This is a genomic window from Pseudarthrobacter sp. 10T415, assembly GCF_056394175.1.
This window is the reverse complement of record NZ_JBFTHJ010000016.1, coordinates 1-19,342: the sequence shown is the minus strand read 5'-3', so window position 1 is coordinate 19,342 and position 19,342 is coordinate 1. Positions and strand designations below refer to the sequence as shown.

16 protein-coding genes and 1 pseudogene are annotated in these 19,342 nt (G+C 66.1%); 9 read left to right on the top strand and 8 right to left on the bottom strand.

Annotated elements, in window-relative coordinates; genetic code table 11:
- Positions 1-17: 17 nt before the first annotated feature.
- Positions 18-3,575: a DNA polymerase III subunit alpha gene (gene dnaE / locus AC1DBN_RS17200; RefSeq protein ID WP_091719512.1), complete on the top strand. Its 3,558-nt coding sequence runs from the start codon at positions 18-20 to the stop codon at positions 3,573-3,575.
- An 83-nt stretch (positions 3,576-3,658) separates the two neighbouring features.
- On the opposite strand, the gene AC1DBN_RS17195 is transcribed toward dnaE, so the two are convergent.
- Positions 3,659-4,159, bottom strand: coding sequence for a flavin reductase family protein (locus AC1DBN_RS17195; RefSeq protein WP_091719514.1), 501 nt, complete (start codon positions 4,157-4,159; stop codon positions 3,659-3,661).
- A 153-nt stretch (positions 4,160-4,312) separates the two neighbouring features.
- Here AC1DBN_RS17195 and AC1DBN_RS17190 point away from each other — a divergent pair, with 153 nt between their 5' ends.
- From AC1DBN_RS17190 to nrdR, 3 genes are all read left to right on the top strand, one after another.
- A complete protein-coding gene (locus tag AC1DBN_RS17190; protein ID WP_091719516.1) occupies positions 4,313-4,855 on the top strand; it encodes a hypothetical protein in 543 nt (180 codons plus the stop codon).
- Positions 4,856-4,864: 9 nt separating this feature from the next.
- On the top strand, positions 4,865-6,241 hold the full coding sequence (gene hisD / locus AC1DBN_RS17185) for a histidinol dehydrogenase (RefSeq protein ID WP_477723762.1): 1,377 nt from the start codon (positions 4,865-4,867) through the stop codon (positions 6,239-6,241).
- 196 nt (positions 6,242-6,437) lie between these two features.
- Entirely contained in the window at positions 6,438-6,941 is a 504-nt protein-coding gene (gene nrdR, locus AC1DBN_RS17180; RefSeq protein ID WP_314216297.1) for a transcriptional regulator NrdR, read from the top strand.
- Between the two features lie 233 nt (positions 6,942-7,174).
- On the opposite strand, the gene ppgK is transcribed toward nrdR, so the two are convergent.
- Positions 7,175-7,978 (bottom strand): polyphosphate--glucose phosphotransferase, encoded by an 804-nt coding sequence (gene ppgK / locus AC1DBN_RS17175; protein ID WP_314216296.1) that lies wholly within the window; start codon positions 7,976-7,978, stop codon positions 7,175-7,177.
- A gap of 91 nt (positions 7,979-8,069) precedes the next feature.
- Positions 8,070-8,948 carry a type I methionyl aminopeptidase gene (gene map / locus AC1DBN_RS17170; protein WP_314216295.1) on the bottom strand — a complete coding sequence of 293 codons (879 nt, stop codon included), beginning with the start codon at positions 8,946-8,948 and terminating at the stop codon, positions 8,070-8,072.
- Positions 8,949-9,068: 120 nt separating this feature from the next.
- On the opposite strand from map, the gene AC1DBN_RS17165 reads away from it, so the two are divergent.
- The gene (locus tag AC1DBN_RS17165) at positions 9,069-9,233 is read left to right on the top strand and encodes an SPOR domain-containing protein (RefSeq protein WP_157693445.1); all 165 of its coding nucleotides are present in this window, start codon (positions 9,069-9,071) and stop codon (positions 9,231-9,233) included.
- A gap of 33 nt (positions 9,234-9,266) precedes the next feature.
- Here the strand turns inward: AC1DBN_RS17165 and panB are convergent, their stop codons facing one another.
- Entirely contained in the window at positions 9,267-10,157 is an 891-nt protein-coding gene (panB, locus tag AC1DBN_RS17160; protein WP_314216293.1) for a 3-methyl-2-oxobutanoate hydroxymethyltransferase, read from the bottom strand.
- A 274-nt stretch (positions 10,158-10,431) separates the two neighbouring features.
- Here panB and AC1DBN_RS17155 point away from each other — a divergent pair, with 274 nt between their 5' ends.
- The 3 genes from AC1DBN_RS17155 to AC1DBN_RS17145 are packed head-to-tail and all read left to right on the top strand — an operon-like array spanning position 10,432 to position 15,325.
- A complete protein-coding gene (locus tag AC1DBN_RS17155) occupies positions 10,432-11,772 on the top strand; it encodes a glutamine synthetase family protein (RefSeq protein WP_091723936.1) in 1,341 nt (446 codons plus the stop codon).
- Positions 11,773-11,781: 9 nt separating this feature from the next.
- Positions 11,782-14,793, top strand: a complete 3,012-nt coding sequence (locus tag AC1DBN_RS17150; RefSeq protein ID WP_314216291.1) for a bifunctional [glutamine synthetase] adenylyltransferase/[glutamine synthetase]-adenylyl-L-tyrosine phosphorylase — start codon at positions 11,782-11,784, stop codon at positions 14,791-14,793.
- The gene (locus AC1DBN_RS17145; protein ID WP_477723786.1) at positions 14,783-15,325 is read left to right on the top strand and encodes an N-acetyltransferase family protein; all 543 of its coding nucleotides are present in this window, start codon (positions 14,783-14,785) and stop codon (positions 15,323-15,325) included. The genes AC1DBN_RS17150 and AC1DBN_RS17145 overlap by 11 nt, the downstream gene beginning before the upstream one ends.
- Before the next feature lie 283 nt (positions 15,326-15,608).
- Here the strand turns inward: AC1DBN_RS17145 and glnA are convergent, their stop codons facing one another.
- On the bottom strand, positions 15,609-17,033 hold the full coding sequence (gene glnA / locus AC1DBN_RS17140) for a type I glutamate--ammonia ligase (RefSeq protein ID WP_091719531.1): 1,425 nt from the start codon (positions 17,031-17,033) through the stop codon (positions 15,609-15,611).
- A gap of 309 nt (positions 17,034-17,342) precedes the next feature.
- Here glnA and AC1DBN_RS17135 point away from each other — a divergent pair, with 309 nt between their 5' ends.
- Complete coding sequence (locus AC1DBN_RS17135; RefSeq protein ID WP_477723761.1) at positions 17,343-17,780, top strand: RDD family protein; 438 nt, start codon at positions 17,343-17,345, stop codon at positions 17,778-17,780.
- Between the two features lie 19 nt (positions 17,781-17,799).
- Here the strand turns inward: AC1DBN_RS17135 and AC1DBN_RS17130 are convergent, their stop codons facing one another.
- The 3 genes and pseudogenes from AC1DBN_RS17130 to AC1DBN_RS17120 form a co-directional block, all read right to left on the bottom strand.
- Positions 17,800-18,171, bottom strand: a complete 372-nt coding sequence (locus AC1DBN_RS17130) for a DUF3817 domain-containing protein (RefSeq protein WP_477723760.1) — start codon at positions 18,169-18,171, stop codon at positions 17,800-17,802.
- Positions 18,172-18,327: 156 nt separating this feature from the next.
- On the bottom strand, positions 18,328-19,080 hold the full coding sequence (locus tag AC1DBN_RS17125; protein ID WP_015936805.1) for a DUF4191 domain-containing protein: 753 nt from the start codon (positions 19,078-19,080) through the stop codon (positions 18,328-18,330).
- Between the two features lie 86 nt (positions 19,081-19,166).
- Positions 19,167-19,342, bottom strand: a pseudogene (locus tag AC1DBN_RS17120) (lipoyl synthase); the annotation flags it as partial.

Below are 19,342 nucleotides of genomic sequence, written 5' to 3'. Positions count from 1 at the left end.
GCGCATAGAATAGTCCGGTGACTTCCAGCAATGATTCGTTTGTCCACCTGCACACCCACACCGAATATTCCATGCTGGATGGAGCCGCCCGGCTGGGGGAGCTGTTCGACGAAACCGAACGGCTGGGCATGCCGGCGCTGGCCACTACGGACCACGGCTACCTGTTCGGTGCGTTCGACTTCTGGCAGAAAGCCCAGGCAAAGGGCATCAAACCGATCATCGGCGTCGAAGCCTATGTGACGCCCGGAACCGCCCGCGGGGACAAGACCCGCGTCCGTTGGGGCGAGGAAAACCAGCGCAAGGACGACATCTCCGGTGGCGGTTCGTATACCCACATGACGCTCCTGAGCTACAACAACGTGGGCATGCGGAACCTGTTCCGCGCATCCTCCATCGCGTCCCTGGACTCCGTCTTCGGAAAGTGGCCGCGGCTCGACCGGGAACTGCTCAACACCTACTCCGAGGGCCTGATCGCCACCACCGGCTGCCCCTCCGGCGAGGTCCAGACCCGGCTGCGCCTTGGCCAGTACCGCGAAGCCGTGGAAGCCGCAGCGGAGTTCCGGGACATTTTCGGTGCTGAGAACTACTTCTGCGAACTGATGGACCATGGCCTGGACATCGAGCGGCGCGTCACCGGTGACCTGCTGCGCCTTGCCAAGGAACTAAACCTGCCGCTGGTGGCCACCAATGACCTCCACTACACCCACGAGCACGACGCGAAGGCGCACGAGGCGCTGCTGGCCATCCAGTCCGGTTCGACCCTGCTGGAGCCCACCTACGACAACGGCGGCTCCCGGTTCGCGTTCTCCGGCAGCGGCTACTACCTGAAGTCCCCGCAGGAAATGCGCGAGCTCTTCCGCGACCACCCCGAGGCCTGCGACAACACGCTGCTCATCGCCGAGCGGTGCGAAGTGTCGTTCAACACGAACGCCAACTTCATGCCGCGGTTCCCCTGCCCGCCGGGTGAGGACGAAACCTCCTGGCTGGTCAAGGAAGTGGACCTGGGCCTGCAGTACCGGTACCCCAAGGGCATCCCGGACGAGGTCCGCAAGCAGGCGGACTACGAGCTGGGCGTCATCACCTCGATGGGCTTCCCCGGCTACTTCCTCGTGGTGGCGGACTTCATCAACTGGGCCAAGAACAACGGCATCCGCGTCGGCCCCGGCCGTGGCTCCGGTGCCGGTTCCATGGTGGCGTACGCCATGCGAATTACGGACCTCGATCCGTTGCGGCACGGCCTGATCTTCGAACGCTTCCTCAACCCGGACCGCGTTTCCATGCCCGACTTCGACGTCGACTTCGATGACCGGCGCCGCTCCGAAGTCATCGACTACGTGACGCGCAAATACGGTGACGAGCGCGTGGCCATGATCGTGACCTACGGCACCATCAAGACCAAGCAGGCGCTCAAGGACTCCTCGCGCGTGCTGGGCTACCCGTTCAGCATGGGGGAGCAGCTCACCAAGGCCCTGCCCCCGGCCGTCATGGCCAAGGACATTCCGCTGGCGGACATCCAGAATCCGGAATCAAAAAGGTACAGCGAAGCAGGGGACTTCCGGCAGCTTGTCAGCACGGATCCGGAGGCCGCCAAGGTCTTCGAGACGGCCCTGGGCATCGAGGGCCTGAAACGCCAGTGGGGCGTGCACGCCGCCGGCGTCATCATGTCCTCGGACCCGATCATCGACGTCATCCCCATCATGCGCCGCTTCCAGGACGGCCAGGTGATCACGCAGTTCGACTACCCCACGTCCGAGGGCCTGGGCTTGATCAAGATGGACTTCCTGGGCCTGCGGAACCTGACGATCATTTCCGACGCCCTCGAGAACATCAAGATGAACCGCGGCATCGACCTGGACCTCGAGAACCTGGAGCTCGACGACGCGCCGTCCTACGAGCTCCTGGCCCGCGGCGACACCCTGGGCGTGTTCCAGCTCGACGGCGGACCCATGCGGTCCCTGCTCAAGCTGATGAAGCCTGACAACTTCGAAGACATTTCCGCTGTCCTTGCGCTCTACCGGCCCGGTCCCATGGGCGCCAACGCCCACACCGACTATGCGCTCCGTAAGAACGGCATCCAGGAAGTCATCCCTATCCACCCCGAACTGGAGGAACCCCTCAAGGAGATCCTCGGCGGGACCTACGGCCTGATCGTGTACCAGGAGCAGGTTATGGCCGTGGCGCAGAAGCTGGCCGGCTACTCGCTGGGCCAGGCAGACATCCTCCGCCGCGCCATGGGCAAGAAGAAGAAATCGGAACTGGACAAGCAGTTCGCCGGCTTCTCCCAGGGCATGCAGGACAACGGCTACTCCATGGCGGCCGTGAAGACCCTCTGGGACATCCTGCTGCCGTTCTCGGACTACGCGTTCAACAAGGCCCACTCGGCCGCCTACGGCGTCATTTCCTACTGGACCGCCTACCTGAAGGCGCACTACGCACCCGAATACATGGCTGCGCTGCTGACGTCGGTGGGTGACGACAAGGACAAGTCGGCCATCTACCTCAACGAGTGCCGTCGCATGGGCATCACCGTCCTGCCACCGGACGTCAACGAATCGGCCCTGAACTTCACCCCTGTGGGCACGGACATCCGCTTCGGCATGGGCGCAATCCGCAACGTCGGCGTCAACGCGGTGGAGGCCATGGTTGCCGCCCGCGAGAGCGAGGGCGCTTACACGTCCTTCAAGGACTACCTGATGAAGGTACCGGCGGTGGTCTGCAACAAACGGACCATCGAGTCGCTGATCAAGTCCGGCGCCTTCGACTCCCTGGGCCACCACCGCCGCGCGCTGGCCATGATCCACGAAGAAGCCATCGACTCCGTGATCACGCTGAAGCGCAACGAGGCGATCGGCCAGTTCGACCTCTTCGCGGGCTTCGAGGAGGCCGAGTCCGAAGCGTCGTTGAGCATCGAGATCCCGGACCTGCCTGAGTGGGAGAAGAAGGACAAGCTCTCGTTCGAGCGCGACATGCTGGGGCTTTACGTCTCGGACCACCCGCTCCAGGGCCTGGAAGGGGTCCTGAGCCAGCACGCGGAAATGAGCATCACCACCATCCTGGGTGAAGACGGGCCGCAGGACGGCGCCATCCTCACGATCGCGGGCATGATCACCTCGCTCAGCCGCAGGATTGCCAAGGCCAGCGGCAACGCCTACGCACGCGCCGAGGTGGAGGACCTGGGTGGTTCCATCGAGGTTATGTTCTTCGGCCAGGTCTACGGACCCATCGCGTCAGTGCTCGCCGAGGACCTGATCGTGGTGGTGAAGGGCCGCCTGCAGAAACGCGACGACGGCGCCATCGCCCTGAACTGCATGGAACTGTCCGTCCCGGACCTCAGTGAAGGCCTGAACGGCCCCGTGGTCATCACCATGCCGACGCACAAGGCCACCGAGGCTGTGGTGACCGAACTCGGCGACGTGCTCCGAACCCACCGGGGCAATTCCGAGGTCCGGCTGCACCTCCAGGGCGACACCCGCACCGAGGTCATGGGCCTGCCCGTGCACCTGCGGGTCAACCCGAGCCCCTCGCTGTTCGGCGACCTGAAAGTCCTCCTGGGCCCGGCCTGCCTGGATGCCTAGGTGATCTTCCCGAAGGGAAGCACGACGGCGGAGGCCGCCTTCCGCCGTCGTCCGACCTTCTGCGGGAGGTGTGTTGGCCGGGGCTAGATTTCGTAGTCGAGGGGGACAGGCTGGCCGTAACCCCCGGCGTGGTACAGCAGGGGCGTGCCTTCGCCGCCCACCTGGCCGTCGACCACCTGGACCACCACCACGGCGTTGTTTTCGAAGGACAGGCGCATCTGCACTTCGCCGATCAGCCAGCCCGCAACGTCCTTCAGCACGGGTACCCCGTGCGGCCCCGTTGCCCAGTGGTCGCCCTCGAATCGGTTTCCGGCGGCCGAAAACCGTGCGGCCAGCTGCTGGTTTTCGAGCCCCAGCATGTGGACCCCGATATACGTGGTGTTGGCCACAGCCGGCCAGGAACGCGAACTGCGGGCCATGTTGAAGGTGAAGCGTGGCGGCTGGGCAGACAGCGAAGCCACTGACGTTGCCGTGAAGCCGTAGGGCTCGTCCTGGTAGTTGACCGTGATGATGGCCACCCCGGCCGCGTGGCGCCGGAACATTTCCCTGAACGTCCGTTCGAACGGCGCGCTGTTGTCGGTCACCCGTAACTCCTGAATGGTGGATGGGCAGTTGCTTGTTCCCTAACCCTATTGTCCGCCTTCCCCCGGAGAGCAACATTCCGACACAGGCGGGAGGTCAACAACCCGTGGCTGGGCGGCGGTCTGCCGGCAGGAACATTTGTTAAGGTTTGTGGCATGACACTTATACCCCGCCGGGACCGGCCGCGCCTGCCGTGGGCCCTCTTCGCCGTTCCTGCGGTTGCCGGCGTTCCCGCCGGAATCCTGTGGTGGCTGCTGGCACCGGGCGGCCTCAACCTGATCACCCGGGACCCTGCGCTGGCTACCGGCTCCAACACCTCCGTCTGGCTGCCGCGGGACCTTACGCTCGCCGGGCTGATGGTCCTTGCCGGCTGCCTTCTTGCGGTGTTCCTGGCCGACCGCCGGCGCCCCCGGCCGGAGGCATCGTTGGTGCTGGGCCTGGCCGGAGCGCTGGTTGGCAGCCTCCTGGCCTGGCAGGCAGGGATGTTGGCCGGACGGCTGTGGGGCACTCCGGTGGACACGTCCCTGAATGCAAGCCTGGCATTCTCCCTCCGCGCACTGCCGGTGCTGCTCCTGTGGCCGGCAGCCACCGCCATTTCCGTATTTGTCTTGGAGCTCCTGGAACAGCTTGGCCGGAAGCCCGGCGCCGGGAACCCGCTGGAGGAGGCCGCTGGCAGCAGCGGCCGCGGCGCCCCGTAAAATAGTCCGGTGACCATTTCATCGGAGTTCCCCGCCACCCCCGCCACTGCCGTGAACTTCCGGACGGTGGACGTCCGGGGCCGCAACCTGACCCTCGCCGGGCTCCGCGCGGCAGTCCCCCGCGCACAGGGACAGACGGTGGCCAACGCCGAGGAGAAGGTTCTCGACATCATCGGCGCCGTCCGCGCGAGGGGGTTCGAGGCGCTGGCTGAGCTGGCGCTCCGGTTCGACGGTGTGGAGCAGTCCCACCCCCGGGTGCCCGCGGAGGCCCTCGACTCGGCCCTGGACAACCTGGACCCCGCCGTCCGGAAGGCGCTCGAGGAATCCATCCGGCGTGCCCGCATCTTCGCCGACGGCCAGCGTCCCCGCAATGTTGACGTCGAACTCGGCGACGGCGCCCTGGTCAGCCAGAACTGGGTTCCGGTGGCACGGGTGGGTCTCTACGTGCCCGGCGGCCTGGCCGTCTACCCGTCGTCGGTCATCATGAACGTGGTGCCCGCACTGGCCGCCGGCGTGGAATCCATCGCCCTGGCGTCGCCGCCGCAGAAGGAGTTCGGCGGGCTGCCGCACCCCACCATCCTTGCTGCAGCCGCCCTGCTGGGAATCACCGAGGTCTACGCCATTGGCGGCGCACAGGCGATCGCCGCCTTCGCCTACGGCGTTGATGCGACGGAGGCCGGCCCGGCCCTGGAGCCCGTGGACGTGGTGACGGGGCCAGGCAACATCTTCGTCGCTACTGCCAAGCGCCTGGTGAAGGGTGTGGTGGGCATCGATTCCGAGGCAGGCACCACCGAGATCGCCATCCTCGCTGACTCCACCGCGCAGCCTGCCCTGGTTGCTGCCGACCTGATCAGCCAGGCAGAACACGACCCCCAGGCGGCGTCGGTCCTGATCACGGATTCGGAGGACCTCGCCGCTGCCGTGCGCGCGGAGCTGGACGTGCAGGCCGCGTCCACCAGGCACTCCGACCGGGTCCGTGAGGCCCTGTCCGGCCCGCAATCCGGCGTGGTGCTGGTGGACGGCCTGGAACAGGGCATCGCGGCCTGTGATGCCTATGCCGCCGAGCACCTGGAGATCATGACCAAGGACGCGTCCGCCGTTGCGGCGCGGATCAGGAACGCCGGGGCAATCTTCGTGGGGGACTACAGCCCCGTCAGCCTTGGCGACTACTGCGCCGGCTCCAACCACGTGCTCCCCACCAGCGGAACCGCGGCCTTTTCCTCCGGCCTGAACGTCACCACGTTCCTGCGGGCCATCCAGGTGGTGAACTACAGCCGGGACGCCCTTGCCGAAGTCAGCAGCCACATCGTGAACCTGTCCCGCGCGGAGGACCTGCCCGCCCACGGTGACGCGGTCACGGCACGTTTCCCGGGCGCCGCCGGCTAAGCCCCCAAAAGTGCTCTGGCACTACATGTAGTTGTTGCATCCACTACATGTAGTAATGACACGCTTGTTATTCACCTGCCGGCCGCCGTAAACTGGAGGCTGCGGCAGCGATGCCGCCAACCTGTGCCACCATAGTCTTCACCTGCCGACTGCCGATTCCACAGTCCCCAAAGGGACCCTGCGAGAGAGGGACGCCATGTACTGTCCGTTCTGCCGCAATCCCGACTCCCGGGTGGTGGACAGCCGGATGGCCGACGACGGGTCCGCCATCCGCCGGCGCCGGCAGTGCCCGGAGTGCGGGCGCAGGTTCACCACCGTGGAAACCACCAGCCTGTCGGTCATCAAACGGTCCGGTGTGGGCGAGCCCTTCAGCCGCAGCAAGGTCATCAACGGCGTCCGCAAGGCCTGCCAGGGGCGCCCTGTGAGTGAGGACGACCTCGCCATGCTGGCGCAGGAAGTGGAAGAGCAGATCCGCGCTTCCGGCGCCGCGGAAATCGACGCCCATGAGGTGGGCCTGGTAATTCTTGGTCCGCTGCAGAAGCTGGACGAGGTCGCCTACCTTCGCTTCGCGAGCGTCTACCAGGCCTTCGAATCCCTTGAGGACTTTGAGTCAGCCATCGCCCAGCTCCGCCACGAGGCGCAGGAAGATGCCACGGAAAGTCCTGTTACGCCGCGAAAGCCGGAAAAGACTTCCCTCTAAGACTTCCGGCGGCAGCTGCGGAGGGGAAGCCGCAGCTGCCGCCGGTACCTCACCCGCTCGGCGCGGCCTCACCAGCCATGAACGTCCAGTGCGGCGGCCCTGCGGATCATCAATACGCAGTGCACCTATACGCAGAACACTAAAAGTCTGAACACGAAAACGCAGAACACCCCTCCCGGATCCGGAAGGGGTGTTCAGCGTTAACCGTAAGGGGCCCGGCGTCGCGGTGCAGCCTACTTGGTGAGCTTGTGCTGCAGCGCTATCTCCACGGCGGCGCCCACAATCCCGGCTTCGTTCCGGAGCACCGCCGGGACAATCGGGGTGCGGAGCTTGAGGTTGGGCAGGTATTCGTCGGCACGCTTGGAGATGCCGCCGCCAACAATGAACAGTTCGGGGGAGAACAGGAACTCAACGTGGGAGAAGTAGCGCTGCAGCAGCACGCTGTATTCATCCCAGGACAGCCCGTCCCGCTCACGTGCCACGGCGGACGCCTTGGTCTCTGCATCGAAACCGTCCACCTCCAGGTGGCCCAGTTCGGCGTTCGGGACGAGCTTGCCGTCGAAGATGAAGGCCGAGCCGATGCCGGTGCCAAGCGTGATGACCAGGACGGTTCCCTTGACGCCTTCGCCCGCGCCGTAGCGGGCTTCCGCGAGTCCGGCGGCATCGGCGTCGTTGATTACCTCAACCGGGCGGCCAAGCCGGGCGGTGAGGAGGGCATCGATGTCCGTGTCGAGCCAGCTCTTGTCCACATTCGCGGCGGAGTGGACCACTCCATGCTGGATGATGCCGGGGAAGGTCACGCCGACCGGCGAGCCGGCCTCCGGGGCCTCGGGACGCGCTGAGAGCTCTGCCACCACCAGTGCCACGGCCTCGGCCACGGCCTCGGGGGTGGCCGGCTGCGGCGTGGGAACCCGGAACCGGTCGCCCAGGAGCTTGCCCTTTTTCAGGTCGACGATGCCGCCCTTGATTCCCGTGCCTCCGATGTCGATGCCGATCAGCGGGGCGTTCTTGTGCAACTTCTCGTCTTTCTTGGCCAATGGGTTTCCGTTCGTGGCAGGGGACGGGCAGGGAATAGGGTGCCGGGCGGCTTGCAGCTCTCGCAGGCCGGTGCGGCCGCAGGGCGGCGCGCTACGGCAGGGTGAGGATTTCGGCGCCGCTTTCGGTGACGAGGAGGGTGTGCTCGAACTGGGCGGTGCGCTTGTGGTCTTTGGTGACAACGGTCCAGTCGTCGGCCCACATGTCCCATTCCACGGTGCCCAGGGTGAGCATCGGTTCGATGGTGAAGACCATGCCGGCTTCGATGACGGTGTTGTAGGCCGGGGCGGCGTCGTAGTGGGGGATGATCAGCCCGGTGTGGAAAGCCTCGCCCACGCCGTGCCCGGTGAAGTCACGGACCACACCGTAGCCGAAGCGCTTGGCGTAGGACTGGATGGCGCGGCCAATGACGTTGATTTCGCGGCCAGGGGCAACGGCTTTGATGGCCCTGTTCAGGGATTCCTGCGTCCGTTCCACCAGCAGCCGGGAATCTTCATCCACGTCGCCCACCAGGAAGGTGTAGTTGGTGTCGCCGTGGACGCCGTTGATGAAGGCGGTGATGTCGATGTTGATGATGTCGCCGTCCTGGACCACCGTGCTGTCCGGGATGCCGTGGCAGATGACCTCGTTCAGGGAAGAGCACAGGGACTTGGGAAAGCCGCGGTAGCCCAGCGTGGAGGGGTAGGCGTTGTGGTCGAGGAGGAACTCATGGCCCACCTTGTCCAGTTGGTCGGTGGTGACGCCGGGCTCAATGTGCTTTCCCACCTCGACGATGGCCTGCGCTGCGATCTTCCCCGCGACGCGGATCTTCTCGATGGTCTCCGCGGATTTTACTTCGGAGCCGGTGAATTTGGCAGGGGCGGGTTTGCCCACGTACTCCGGGCGGGGGATGGACGCCGGGACGGGACGCTGCGGGCTGACGGTACCGGGGGTGAGGGTGCCGATGGGTGCAGTCGAGGCGAGGGAAGGCATAGATTGATCATATAAGGCACCACAGAACGCCTAACAACCGCGAAGCCGGGCATGCCGCCGTAAGAATCAACGTTACGCGGATCACGTTCCGGAAGCGCCGGCCGAACCGAGGGAGCAGCAATGCCTGAGTACTGGTACAACGTCAATACCCACGAGGTCGAAGAGGACAGGCTTTCCGACTGGAGCCAGCTGATCGGGCCCTACAAGACGAGGGAAGAAGCCGAGCACGCGATTGAAAAGGTCCGCGCCCGCAACGAGTCCTGGGAAAAGGGCGACGACGACTGACGGGCAGGTGCCCGCCCTGAAGCAGGTGCCGGCCTAGAAGGAGTGCTCGGGGCCGGGAAACTGCCCGGTCCGGACGTCGTTGCCGTACTCCGTGGCCGCGTCGAGCAGCGTGCTGCGCAGGTCCGCGTACTGCTTGACGAACTTTGCCATCCGGCCGCCGCGGAGTCCGGCCATGTCCTGCCAGACGAGCACCTGGCCGGTGGTTTCCTTGCCCGCGCCGATGCCCACGGTGGGAACGTCGACGGCGGCGTCCACGGCCGCCGCGGTTTCGGCCGGGACCATTTCCATGAGGACACAGAACGCCCCCGCCCCGGCCAAAGCGACGGCGTCGTCAATCAGGCGCTGTGCATCGTCGCCGCGGCCCTGGACCCGGTAGCCGCCCAGGGCATGTTCGCTCTGCGGGGTGAAACCTATGTGGGCCATCACGGGAACACCGGCCTGGACCATGGCCCGGACAGTGGGGGCGTAGTAGGCGCCGCCTTCGATCTTGACCGCCTGGACCAGGCCCTCTTTCAGGAAGCGCACGCCGGTGGCCACCGCCTGCTCCACTGAAACCTCGTAGCTGCCAAAAGGCAGGTCCGCCACCACCAGGGCGCGTTTGGCGGTGCGCGCGACCGCCCGGCACAGGGGGAGGAGCTCGTCAACGGTGACGGGCAAAGACGTTTCGTTCCCAAAGACGTTGTTGGAGGCGGAGTCGCCCACCAGCAGGACTTCGATCCCGGCGGCGTCAAAAATTTCGGCCGTGTACTGCTCGTAGGCGGTCAGCATCGCGAACCGTGTTCCGTCCCGCTTGGCCTGCTGCAGGTGGTGGATACGTACCTTGGCCGGCTTCCGCTCTGCTGCGGGCGCCGGCTGCGCAGGGCCAGTGCCGTAGGGGGCGGGTACTTCGGCGGACGCGCGTGATTCGGAGCTGTTGGAGGCCATGGGACGAGCGTAGTGCGGTACCCACCGTCCTAGCTACCGCGGGGGCGGGCGCCAAAGGTGATAACCGTCATAACCGAGGGTGTCGGCCGGCTGGCGGGAACGGCCAAACCGGCGCCGCGGACCGCCGCGGACCGTGCGCCAGGTTAATGCTGTGTTACGTGCGGCGCAGGCTCAAGCATCGGCGTCGAATGCTTAGTACAGTGTTGGTGAACTGCTGCCGGCTTTCCCCTTGCGTGGACCCGGAGCATGGACGTTGACCGGAGAAGAGGCCATCATGGACCGCCAGCAAGAATTTGTCCTGCGCACAATCGAAGAGCGCGACGTACGTTTTGTGCGGCTGTGGTTCACCGACGTCGTGGGATCGCTGAAGTCCGTGGCGCTGGCGCCGGCGGAAGTTGAAGGGGCATTCGAGGAAGGCCTTGGCTTCGACGGTTCCTCCATCGAGGGCCTGGCGCGCGTTTTCGAGTCGGACATGCTGCTGCAGCCGGACCCGGCGACCTTCCAGATCCTGCCATGGCGCGGTGAGACCGAACAGACCTCGCGGATGTTCTGCGACATCCTGACGCCTGACGGTGAGCCGTCTACAGCGGACCCCCGCAACGTCCTTAAGCGGACCCTGGCCAAGGCCGCAGACATGGGCTTCACCTGCTATACGCACCCGGAGATTGAGTTCTACCTCCTGAAGTCCCAGGAACTGGGTGCGGACGGCGCGCCGGTGCCTGTGGACGAGGGCGGTTACTTCGACCACGTGCCCGGTGGCGTGGCTCAGGACTTCCGCAGGACCGCTGTCACCATGCTTGAGTCTGTGGGGATCTCGGTGGAATTCAGCCACCACGAGGGCGGCCCCGGCCAGAACGAGATCGATCTCCGCTACGCCGACGCCCTCCAGACCGCGGACAACATTATGACGTTCCGCACTGTTATTAAGGAGGTGGCACTCCAGCAGGGAACCTACGCCACCTTCATGCCCAAACCGTTCACGGCCCACCCGGGTTCGGGCATGCACACGCACTTCTCCCTGTTCGAAGGTGACAGCAACGCATTCTTCGAGGCCGGTGCCGAGTACCAGCTGTCCAAGACGGCCCGCCAGTTCATTGCAGGCATCCTCAAGCACGCGCCCGAATTCACCGCCGTCACCAACCAGTTCGTGAACTCCTACAAGCGCCTCTGGGGCGGTGGCGAAGCACCGAGCTACCTGAGCTGGGGCCACAACAACCGTTCCGCGCTGGTGCGCGTACCCCTGTACAAGCCGGGTAAGGGCCAGTCCGCCCGGATCGAATACCGCGGCATCGATTCCGCCACCAACCCGTACCTGGCGTACGCCGTGCTGCTGGGCGCAGGCCTCAAGGGCATCGAGGAAGGCTACGACCTCCCGGCCGCAGCGGAGGACGACGTCTGGTCGCTGAGCTCGGCAGAGCGCCGGGCCATGGGCCACGACCCCCTCCCGGCCAGCCTGCATGACGCCATCCGGGCCATGGAGGACTCTGAACTGATGCCGCAGATCCTGGGCGAGCAGGTTTTCGAGCACTTCCTCCGGAACAAGCGGGCCGAATGGCAGGACTACCGCCTGCAGGTGACGCCCTACGAACTGCAGCGCAATCTCGGCATCCTTTAGGCCGCGGGCGTGAGCCTGGCACGCCGCCTCATCGCGGCCGGATTTAGCGACCTTGAAAAAGGCGAACGCTTCCTGGCGGCCCGTGAGCTGGAAGGGCTGGACCAGGAGAAGCTGTTCGCCGGGCTGCAGCTCGCTGCCAGCCCGGACACGGCTTTGCAGTCCCTCGTTCGGCTGATCGAAAAACACCCCGGCCTGCGCGACATCGCCGGGGCGGATCCCGAAACCAGCGAACCGCTGTACCGGGTACTCGGCGCCTCGGAGGCCCTGGGCGAGTTCCTGATCCGGCACCCCGAACACCTCACGGCGTTCAATGTCCGCACCAGTCCGGAGCCCCTCCCCGCCGACCCCGCGGAGCTGCGGTCCACGCTGCTGCAGTCGGTGGGCGCCGATCCCCGCGCCGCGCGCCCCGTTGCTGCCGCGACGGGCGCGGAGGCCTACGCTGCGCTGCGGACGGCGTACCGCAGGGGAGTGGTGGACCTGGCCATCAAGGATCTCTGCGCCGCGGACCCGCTGGACTTCCTGCCGTCCGTGGGCGGCGAGCTGGCCGACCTCGCCGGCGCGGCCATCGAAGCCGCGCTAGCCGTGTCGCGGGCCGAGGCGGCAGAACAGTTCGACGCCGCCGACGTCGCCGATGTTGGCCTGGCGGTCATCGGGATGGGCAAGTGCGGCGCCCGCGAGCTGAACTACATCTCCGACGTCGACGTCATCTACGTCATCGATGCCGGGCAGCTGGAGGACGCTCACGCCAACACCATCGGAACCGCGCTGGCCAGTGGGATCTCCCGGGCCATCTCCTCCGTGGCGCGCGAACCCGGACTCTGGGAAGTCGACGCGAACCTCCGGCCTGAAGGTAAATCCGGGCCGCTGGTACGCACCCTGGCCTCCCACGAGGCCTACTATGCGCGCTGGGCCGAAAGCTGGGAGTTCCAGGCATTGCTGAAGGCTCGCACCATCGCCGGGGACGCCCGGCTGGGCCGCCGGTACGAGGAAGCGGTGGCCCCGCTGATCTGGAATTCGGCAGGCCGCGACGGGTTCGTCGAGTCCGTCCAGGCCATGCGCCGGCGGGTGACCGAGCACATCCCCGCCGCCGAGGAGCAGCGGCAGATCAAGCTGGGCCGCGGCGGCCTGCGCGACGTGGAGTTCACGGTCCAGTTGCTGCAGCTGGTACACGGCAAGGCAGATGAGACATTACGACGGCGGGACACCACGTCGGCGATCGCGGCACTGTCGGCGGGCGGTTACATCGGGCGCACGGACGCCGCAGCCTTCGACAACGCCTACCGGTACCTTCGGCTCCTGGAGCACCGGATCCAGCTGTTCCAGTTGCGCCGCACCCACCTGATGCCGGTGGCCGAACCGGCGCTGCGTGCCCTGGCGAAGGCCGTGCTTGGCCCGTTCTCCAATGAGCGGCCGCACCCGGATGCCCTCCTGGCCGCCTGGCAAAAGACCAAACGGTCCGTCCGGGAACTCCACGAACGGATCTTCTACCGGCCGCTGCTCAACTCGGCGGCCAAGCTCAGCAGTGAGGATGCCAGGCTCACCCCCGAGGCCGCGCAGGCCCGGCTGGCAGCGCTTGGATACAGTGACCCGCAGGGCGCGATGCGGCACATCGAAGCTTTGACGGCCGGTGTCAGCCGGCGGGCCGCCCTGCAACGCCAGCTGCTCCCGATCCTCCTGGACTGGCTCGCCGAGGGCGTGGATCCCGACGCCGGCCTGCTCGCCTTCCGCCGGGTCAGCGAGGCCCTGGGAACCACCCACTGGTACCTTGGCCTGCTCCGCGACTCCAACGCCGCCGCTGAGCGGCTCTGCCACATGCTCTCCAACTCGCGGCTCATTGCCGACCTGCTGGAAGTGTCCCCGGAGTCGGTTGCCTGGCTGGGGCAGGACAAGGACCTTGTTCCGGTGTCCTTCGAAGCGCAGTGGCAGGAAATTACGTCCAAGATGTCACGGCACGCCGATCCGGAAAGCGCCATGCGCCTGATCCGGCTCATCCGCCGGCGGGAAATCCTCCGGATCGCCATCGCCGACTCGGCAGGGCTGCTGGACCAGGACCAGGTGGGCTCCGCACTCGCGGATAACGACCGGGCCGCGGTCCTGGGTGCCCTGCGCGTGGCCGAGGGGATCGTGTCCGCCGGCGGACCCCTGAAGACCGCCGTGCTGGTGGTTGCCATGGGGCGGCAGGGCGGACGGGAAATCGGGTACGGTTCCGACGCCGATGTCATGTACGTCCACCGGGCCCTGCCGGGTTTTTCCGAGGCTGAGGCCCAGGAACAGGCGGGCAGGATCGTCGCCAAGGTGTCCAGCCTGCTGACCCAGCCGTTGAAGCCGGCCATTATGGCCGAACGCGTCCTGCAGATGGACGCTGACCTTCGGCCGGAAGGCAAGAACGGGGCAATGGTCCGCTCCCTCGAATCCTTCGCCGAGTACTACCGGCGCTGGTCACTGATCTGGGAAGCCCAGGCGCTGCTCCGCGCGCGTCCGATGGCCGGTAACGACGGCCTCGCGGCCGACTTCCTGGCCCTGATCGACCCCATTCGCTATCCGGAGTCCGTTGCGGGGCAGGACGTCCGGGAGATCCGCAGGGTGAAGGCCCGGGTGGAGTCGGAACGGTTGCCCCGCGGCGCCGATCCCGCCCGGCACCTGAAGCTGGGCCGCGGCGGCCTGAGCGACGTCGAATGGCTGGTCCAGCTGCTCCAGCTCCAGCACGCCGGCGAACACCCGGAGCTGCGGACTACGTCCACCCTTCCGGCGCTGGAGGCCGCGGCTGCGCTTGGGCTGCTGTCCCGGGACGACTCCGAAACGCTGGCGCAGGCCTGGCGGCTGGCGAGCAGGATCAGGTCCGCAAACGTCATCTGGAACGGCAAGGCGTCCGACCTTCTGCCCTCATCCCGCCGCGACCTGGAAGCGGTGGCGCGGTGGTGCGGCTACGAGCCCGGCCACGCCGCAGCCCTCGAGGAGGATTACCTCCGGGTCAGCCGCCGGGCACGTGGAGTCTTTGAGCGCATCTTCTATGGGCACTGACGGGTTCCTTGGGGCCGTCTGGATCATCCCGCTGCGGGACCTGGATGCGGACGCCCAGGCAATCCACCTGGACGCTGTGGCAAGGCTTCAGCTAGGGCCCGGCCAGGAGAGATTTGTGGGGGATCCGTTGCGGATGGCCCTCACCGGCCTGGCCGAAGAGGGGCGGCATCCCTTCGTGATGGAGGCCGGCGGGCGGGCCATAGGCGTGCTCACCCTGCAATCCGGGGCAGCCACCCTGGCCGGCTGGCCGGATGACGGCTCCGCCTGGCTGCTCCGCGGCTTCCTCGTGGACCGGCGCCAGCAGGGCAAAGGCCTGGGGACGCTGGGAGCCGCCGCCGCCGTGGTGGCGGCAGGAAAACTCGAGCGCCGGCACCCAACCGGTGCATCCGGCGTCGTACTCTCCGTCAACGAGGCCAACGGGCCGGGGCTGGCCGCGTACCTGAAGGCCGGCTTCGTGGACCACGGCCGGTACACCGGCGGATCTGCGGGGCCGCAGCGCACCCTGTTCATGCCGTTCGCCAAGCCACAATGAGGTAACACCGGCGGGCCCTTATTGCGCTGGGAAACCGTTTAATCGATGATGTGGAATGGCGGTGTTCTTCAACCTTGTTGGGGGGAAGGCTCGAACAGTCTTCGTCTCGGGGGACATTCGTCAGGAGGCCTGGCTCCCGGTCTCAGCACGTCTGGAGCCGGGCCTCCACCTTTTAATCATTCCGGGCATCCGGCCCGGGAACGCGAAAGGCGGCCACCGGATTACCGGTGGCCGCCTTTCGTTGCCTCAGCGGGCCTGGCAGTACTGCCAGGCGGAGTGGAGACTAGACGCCGTAGTAGAGCTCGAACTCGTAGGGGTTCGGGCGCAGGGACAGCGGGCGGATCTCGTTCTCGTACTTGTAATCGATCCAGGTGTCGATCAGGTCCTGGGTGAAGACGCCGCCGGCCTGCAGGAACTCGTTGTCCTCGCGCAGTGCTTCCAGGGCTTCTTCCAGGGTGCCCGGAGCCTTGGGGATGTCCTTGGCTTCCTCGGCGGGCAGCTCGTAGAGGTCCTTGTCGATCGGTGCCGGGGGCTCGATGCGGTTGCGGATGCCGTCAATGCCGGCCATCAGCTGGGCAGCGAACGCCAGGTACGGGTTCGAGGAGGGGTCCGGAGCGCGGAATTCGATGCGCTTGGCCTTCGGGTTGGAGCCCGTGATCGGGATGCGGATACCGGCGGAGCGGTTGCCCTGCGAGTAGACCATGTTGACCGGAGCTTCGAAGCCCTTAACCAGGCGGCGGTAGGAGTTGACCGTCGGGTTGGTGAAGGCCAGGACGGCGTCGGCGTGCTTCAGCAGGCCGCCGATGTACCAGCGGGCAGTGTCGGACAGGCCGGCGTAGCCCTTCTCGTCGTAGAACAGCGGATCGCCGTTGCTCCACAGCGACTGGTGGCAGTGCATCCCCGAGCCGTTGTCACCGAAGACCGGCTTCGGCATGAAGGTGACCGACTTGCCCCAGGCGTCCGCGGTGTTCTTGATGACGTACTTGAACTTCTGCAGGTCATCGGCAGCGTGGGTCAGGGTGGTGAACTTGTAGTTGATCTCAGCCTGGCCGGCGGATCCAACTTCGTGGTGGCTGCGCTCGACCTCGAGGCCGGCCTCATCCAGGGCAACACACATGGCGTCGCGCAGGTCGGCCTGCTTGTCCGTGGGGGAAACCGGGAAGTAGCCGCCCTTGACGGGGGTCTTGTAACCGAGGTTTCCGCCCTCTTCCTCACGGCCGGTGTTCCAGTGCGCTTCTTCGGAGTCGATCTTGTAGAAGCTGCCCTGCGGGGAGGACTGGTACTGGACGTTGTCGAACACGAAGAACTCGGCCTCGGGAGCGAAGAACGCGGTGTCAGCGATGCCGGTGGAAGCCAGGTACGCTTCGGCCTTCTCGGCCACGCCGCGGGGATCGCGGTGGTAGGGATCGCCGGTGCGCGGGTTCACGATGGAGAAGTTCAGCGCGAGGGTCTTTTCCATGCGGAAGGTGTCCAGGAACGCGGTGGTCACATCGGGGATCAGCTGCATGTCCGATTCGGCGATGCCCTGGAAGCCACGGATGGAAGAACCGTCGAAGAGCTGGCCGTTGACGAAGAAGTCAGCGTCAACGCTCTTAGCCGGAACGTTGAAGTGCTGCTGGACGCCGGGAAGGTCGGTGAAGCGGATATCGACGAACTTTACATCTTCGTCCTTGATGAACTTGAGGACTTCGTCCGCAGTCTTGAACATCTATGCTCCTAACGCATATGTAAATATCTGGCCTCAGCCATATGATCCAGCGCAATCCGAAAGCAGGGAAGACGCAAGGTTTTCCCTGCTGTGGCCCTGCCGCAGATACCTGCCGGGGAGATTGCTTGAAACTGCTAACAGCCTATGGACGCGGCATTTCCCGTCCGTGTCCACATTGTTTCGGGCAGGTTACAGAATGCCCTGTTATGACCACGCTATCGGGTGTCCACACTGTGGTCTAACCCCATCCGCGATGTGGGCGCCGCGCACCGGGCCGGCGTGGGGGATGGAGGCCGGTAAACTTGGACGGTGGTAGATCGCAAAGACCTTGGCTCATGGCTCACCGGGCCGGACACGTCCGGCATTTCCAAGTATCCCGGTGAGCGCCTGGGCCTGCCCGAATCGGGGCCGGGGTCCATCGCCCGGGCCGGCCGGCGGATCGTTGCCATCATGATCGACTGGGGCATTGCCCTGCTCATCAGCAACTTCGCGTTCGCCGGCGACTCATGGGCTACCCTGGGAATCTTTGCCCTTGAGCAGACCCTCCTGGTGGGCACGCTCGGATACAGCATCGGCCACCGCGTGGTGGGCATCTCGGTGGTGCGGCCCGGCGGCGGGACACCTGGACCGTTGGCCGCCTTGGTGCGGGCCGTACTGCTGTGCCTGGTGGTCCCTGCCGTGATCTTTGATCCCGACCAGCGCGGCCTGCACGACAAAGCGATGAACACCCTGCTGATCCGCCGCTGAGCAGACGGGGGCGGTTGCCCTAGACTTGGCTCTCCTCCGAGACCTTGGACCGGCCGGTCTCGGGGGATGCTGCGACGGCGTCGGCAGCAGCCAGCAAACCCCGCTTATCAGCCCAGCGTTCGAAGAGAATGGTGGCGAACGGGAAGACCGCTGAGAGCCCGGCAAAGAGCGCCACAGTGAACGGCCAGCGCTGCAGGCGCCAGAGCACCAGCGCCGCCACGCCGTAGCCAACAAACAGCGCTCCATGGATAGGTCCGGCCACCTGTACGCCGATCTCGGTGGTGCCGGCAATCCATTTGAAGTACATGCCGATCAGCAGGGCTGCCCAGCTGAAAGCTTCGGCGACGGCGAGGATGCGGAAAGCGCGGATGGCGGCGTTGCGGAGGGGCATGGGATGTCCTGTCCTGTAGGGCTGTCGTCATCGTTGGTTGGCGGGGCGGCGTTACCCGTTCGAGCGCCTGGCACTTTGCTGGCGTGCGGAAATGGCCTGTGCAAGAAAAACGCCCCGGCTGCCGGAAGGATCCGGTGGCCGGGGCGCTGTTCAGGCCTAGCGTCCGCGGTTGGGGCGGGCTTTGTAGGGGTCGATGCCCTTGGGGATGGGGAGCCGGTTCCCCAGGGACGCAATGCGCTTTGAAACGGCATTTACTTCAAGCTTGGTCAGTTCCTTCTTCAGCTTGCCCATCTTTTTTGCCACCTGGCTGATGGGCACCTGGCCCTCGCCGCGGCCGCTTTCGATGACGTGCACCGTTACGTTGGGCAGGATCCGGGCCAGGCGCTTGCGCTCGGCGTCCAGCAGCGGCTTCACCCGGAGCGTGGGGCCTTCGCTGACCAGGACGACGCCGGGACGGCCGATGGCGCGGAACACGGCATCCTGCGTGCGCGGGTTGACGGCGACAGGCTGTTCCTCGGTGATCCAGCCGCGGCGGAGGGTACCCAGTGCTGCGCCGGAGGCGCCCGGCTGGTTTTCGATCTGGGCGAAGGCCGCCCGTTCCGCGCGCCGGGACAGGATCAGCGTGGCGCCGAGCAGGCCCAGCGGGATGCCGATGATCAGGCCGGTGATCCAGTTGTCCAGCCAGAAACCCACCAGGAAGCTGACGGCCACAACGCCCAGGAAGACCAGCAGCATCAGCCACGGGACCATGGGGTCGTGGCGGCGGGTCATGTTGAAGACCTCGCCGATCTGCTTGAGGCGGCTGGGCTTTTTGGCCTTCGCCTCTTTCGGCTTGCGGGAGAACAGGCCGCGCTTTGCCGCGCTGGAGTCCGCCGGGGTGGAGTTGCTGGAGTCAGGGGATTTCGCCATAGTGCCTCAATTCTACGTGACCAAAGCCGAAGGGCCGGACGCCGGAAAGATCCGGTGTCCGGCCCTGGGCGGCTGCGGCTGCCGGGTCAGGAACGGGCGGCCAGGAGCGTGCTGGCTTCCTGGCGGGTGGTGCCGGAGTCCTGGATGCCGTCGGCGATGTGGGCGAGTTCGGCGGGGATGTCGCGGCCTTTTTTGCGCATGGCGGTGGCCCAGAGGCGGCCGGCGCGGTAGGAGGAGCGGACCAGGGGGCCGGACATGACGC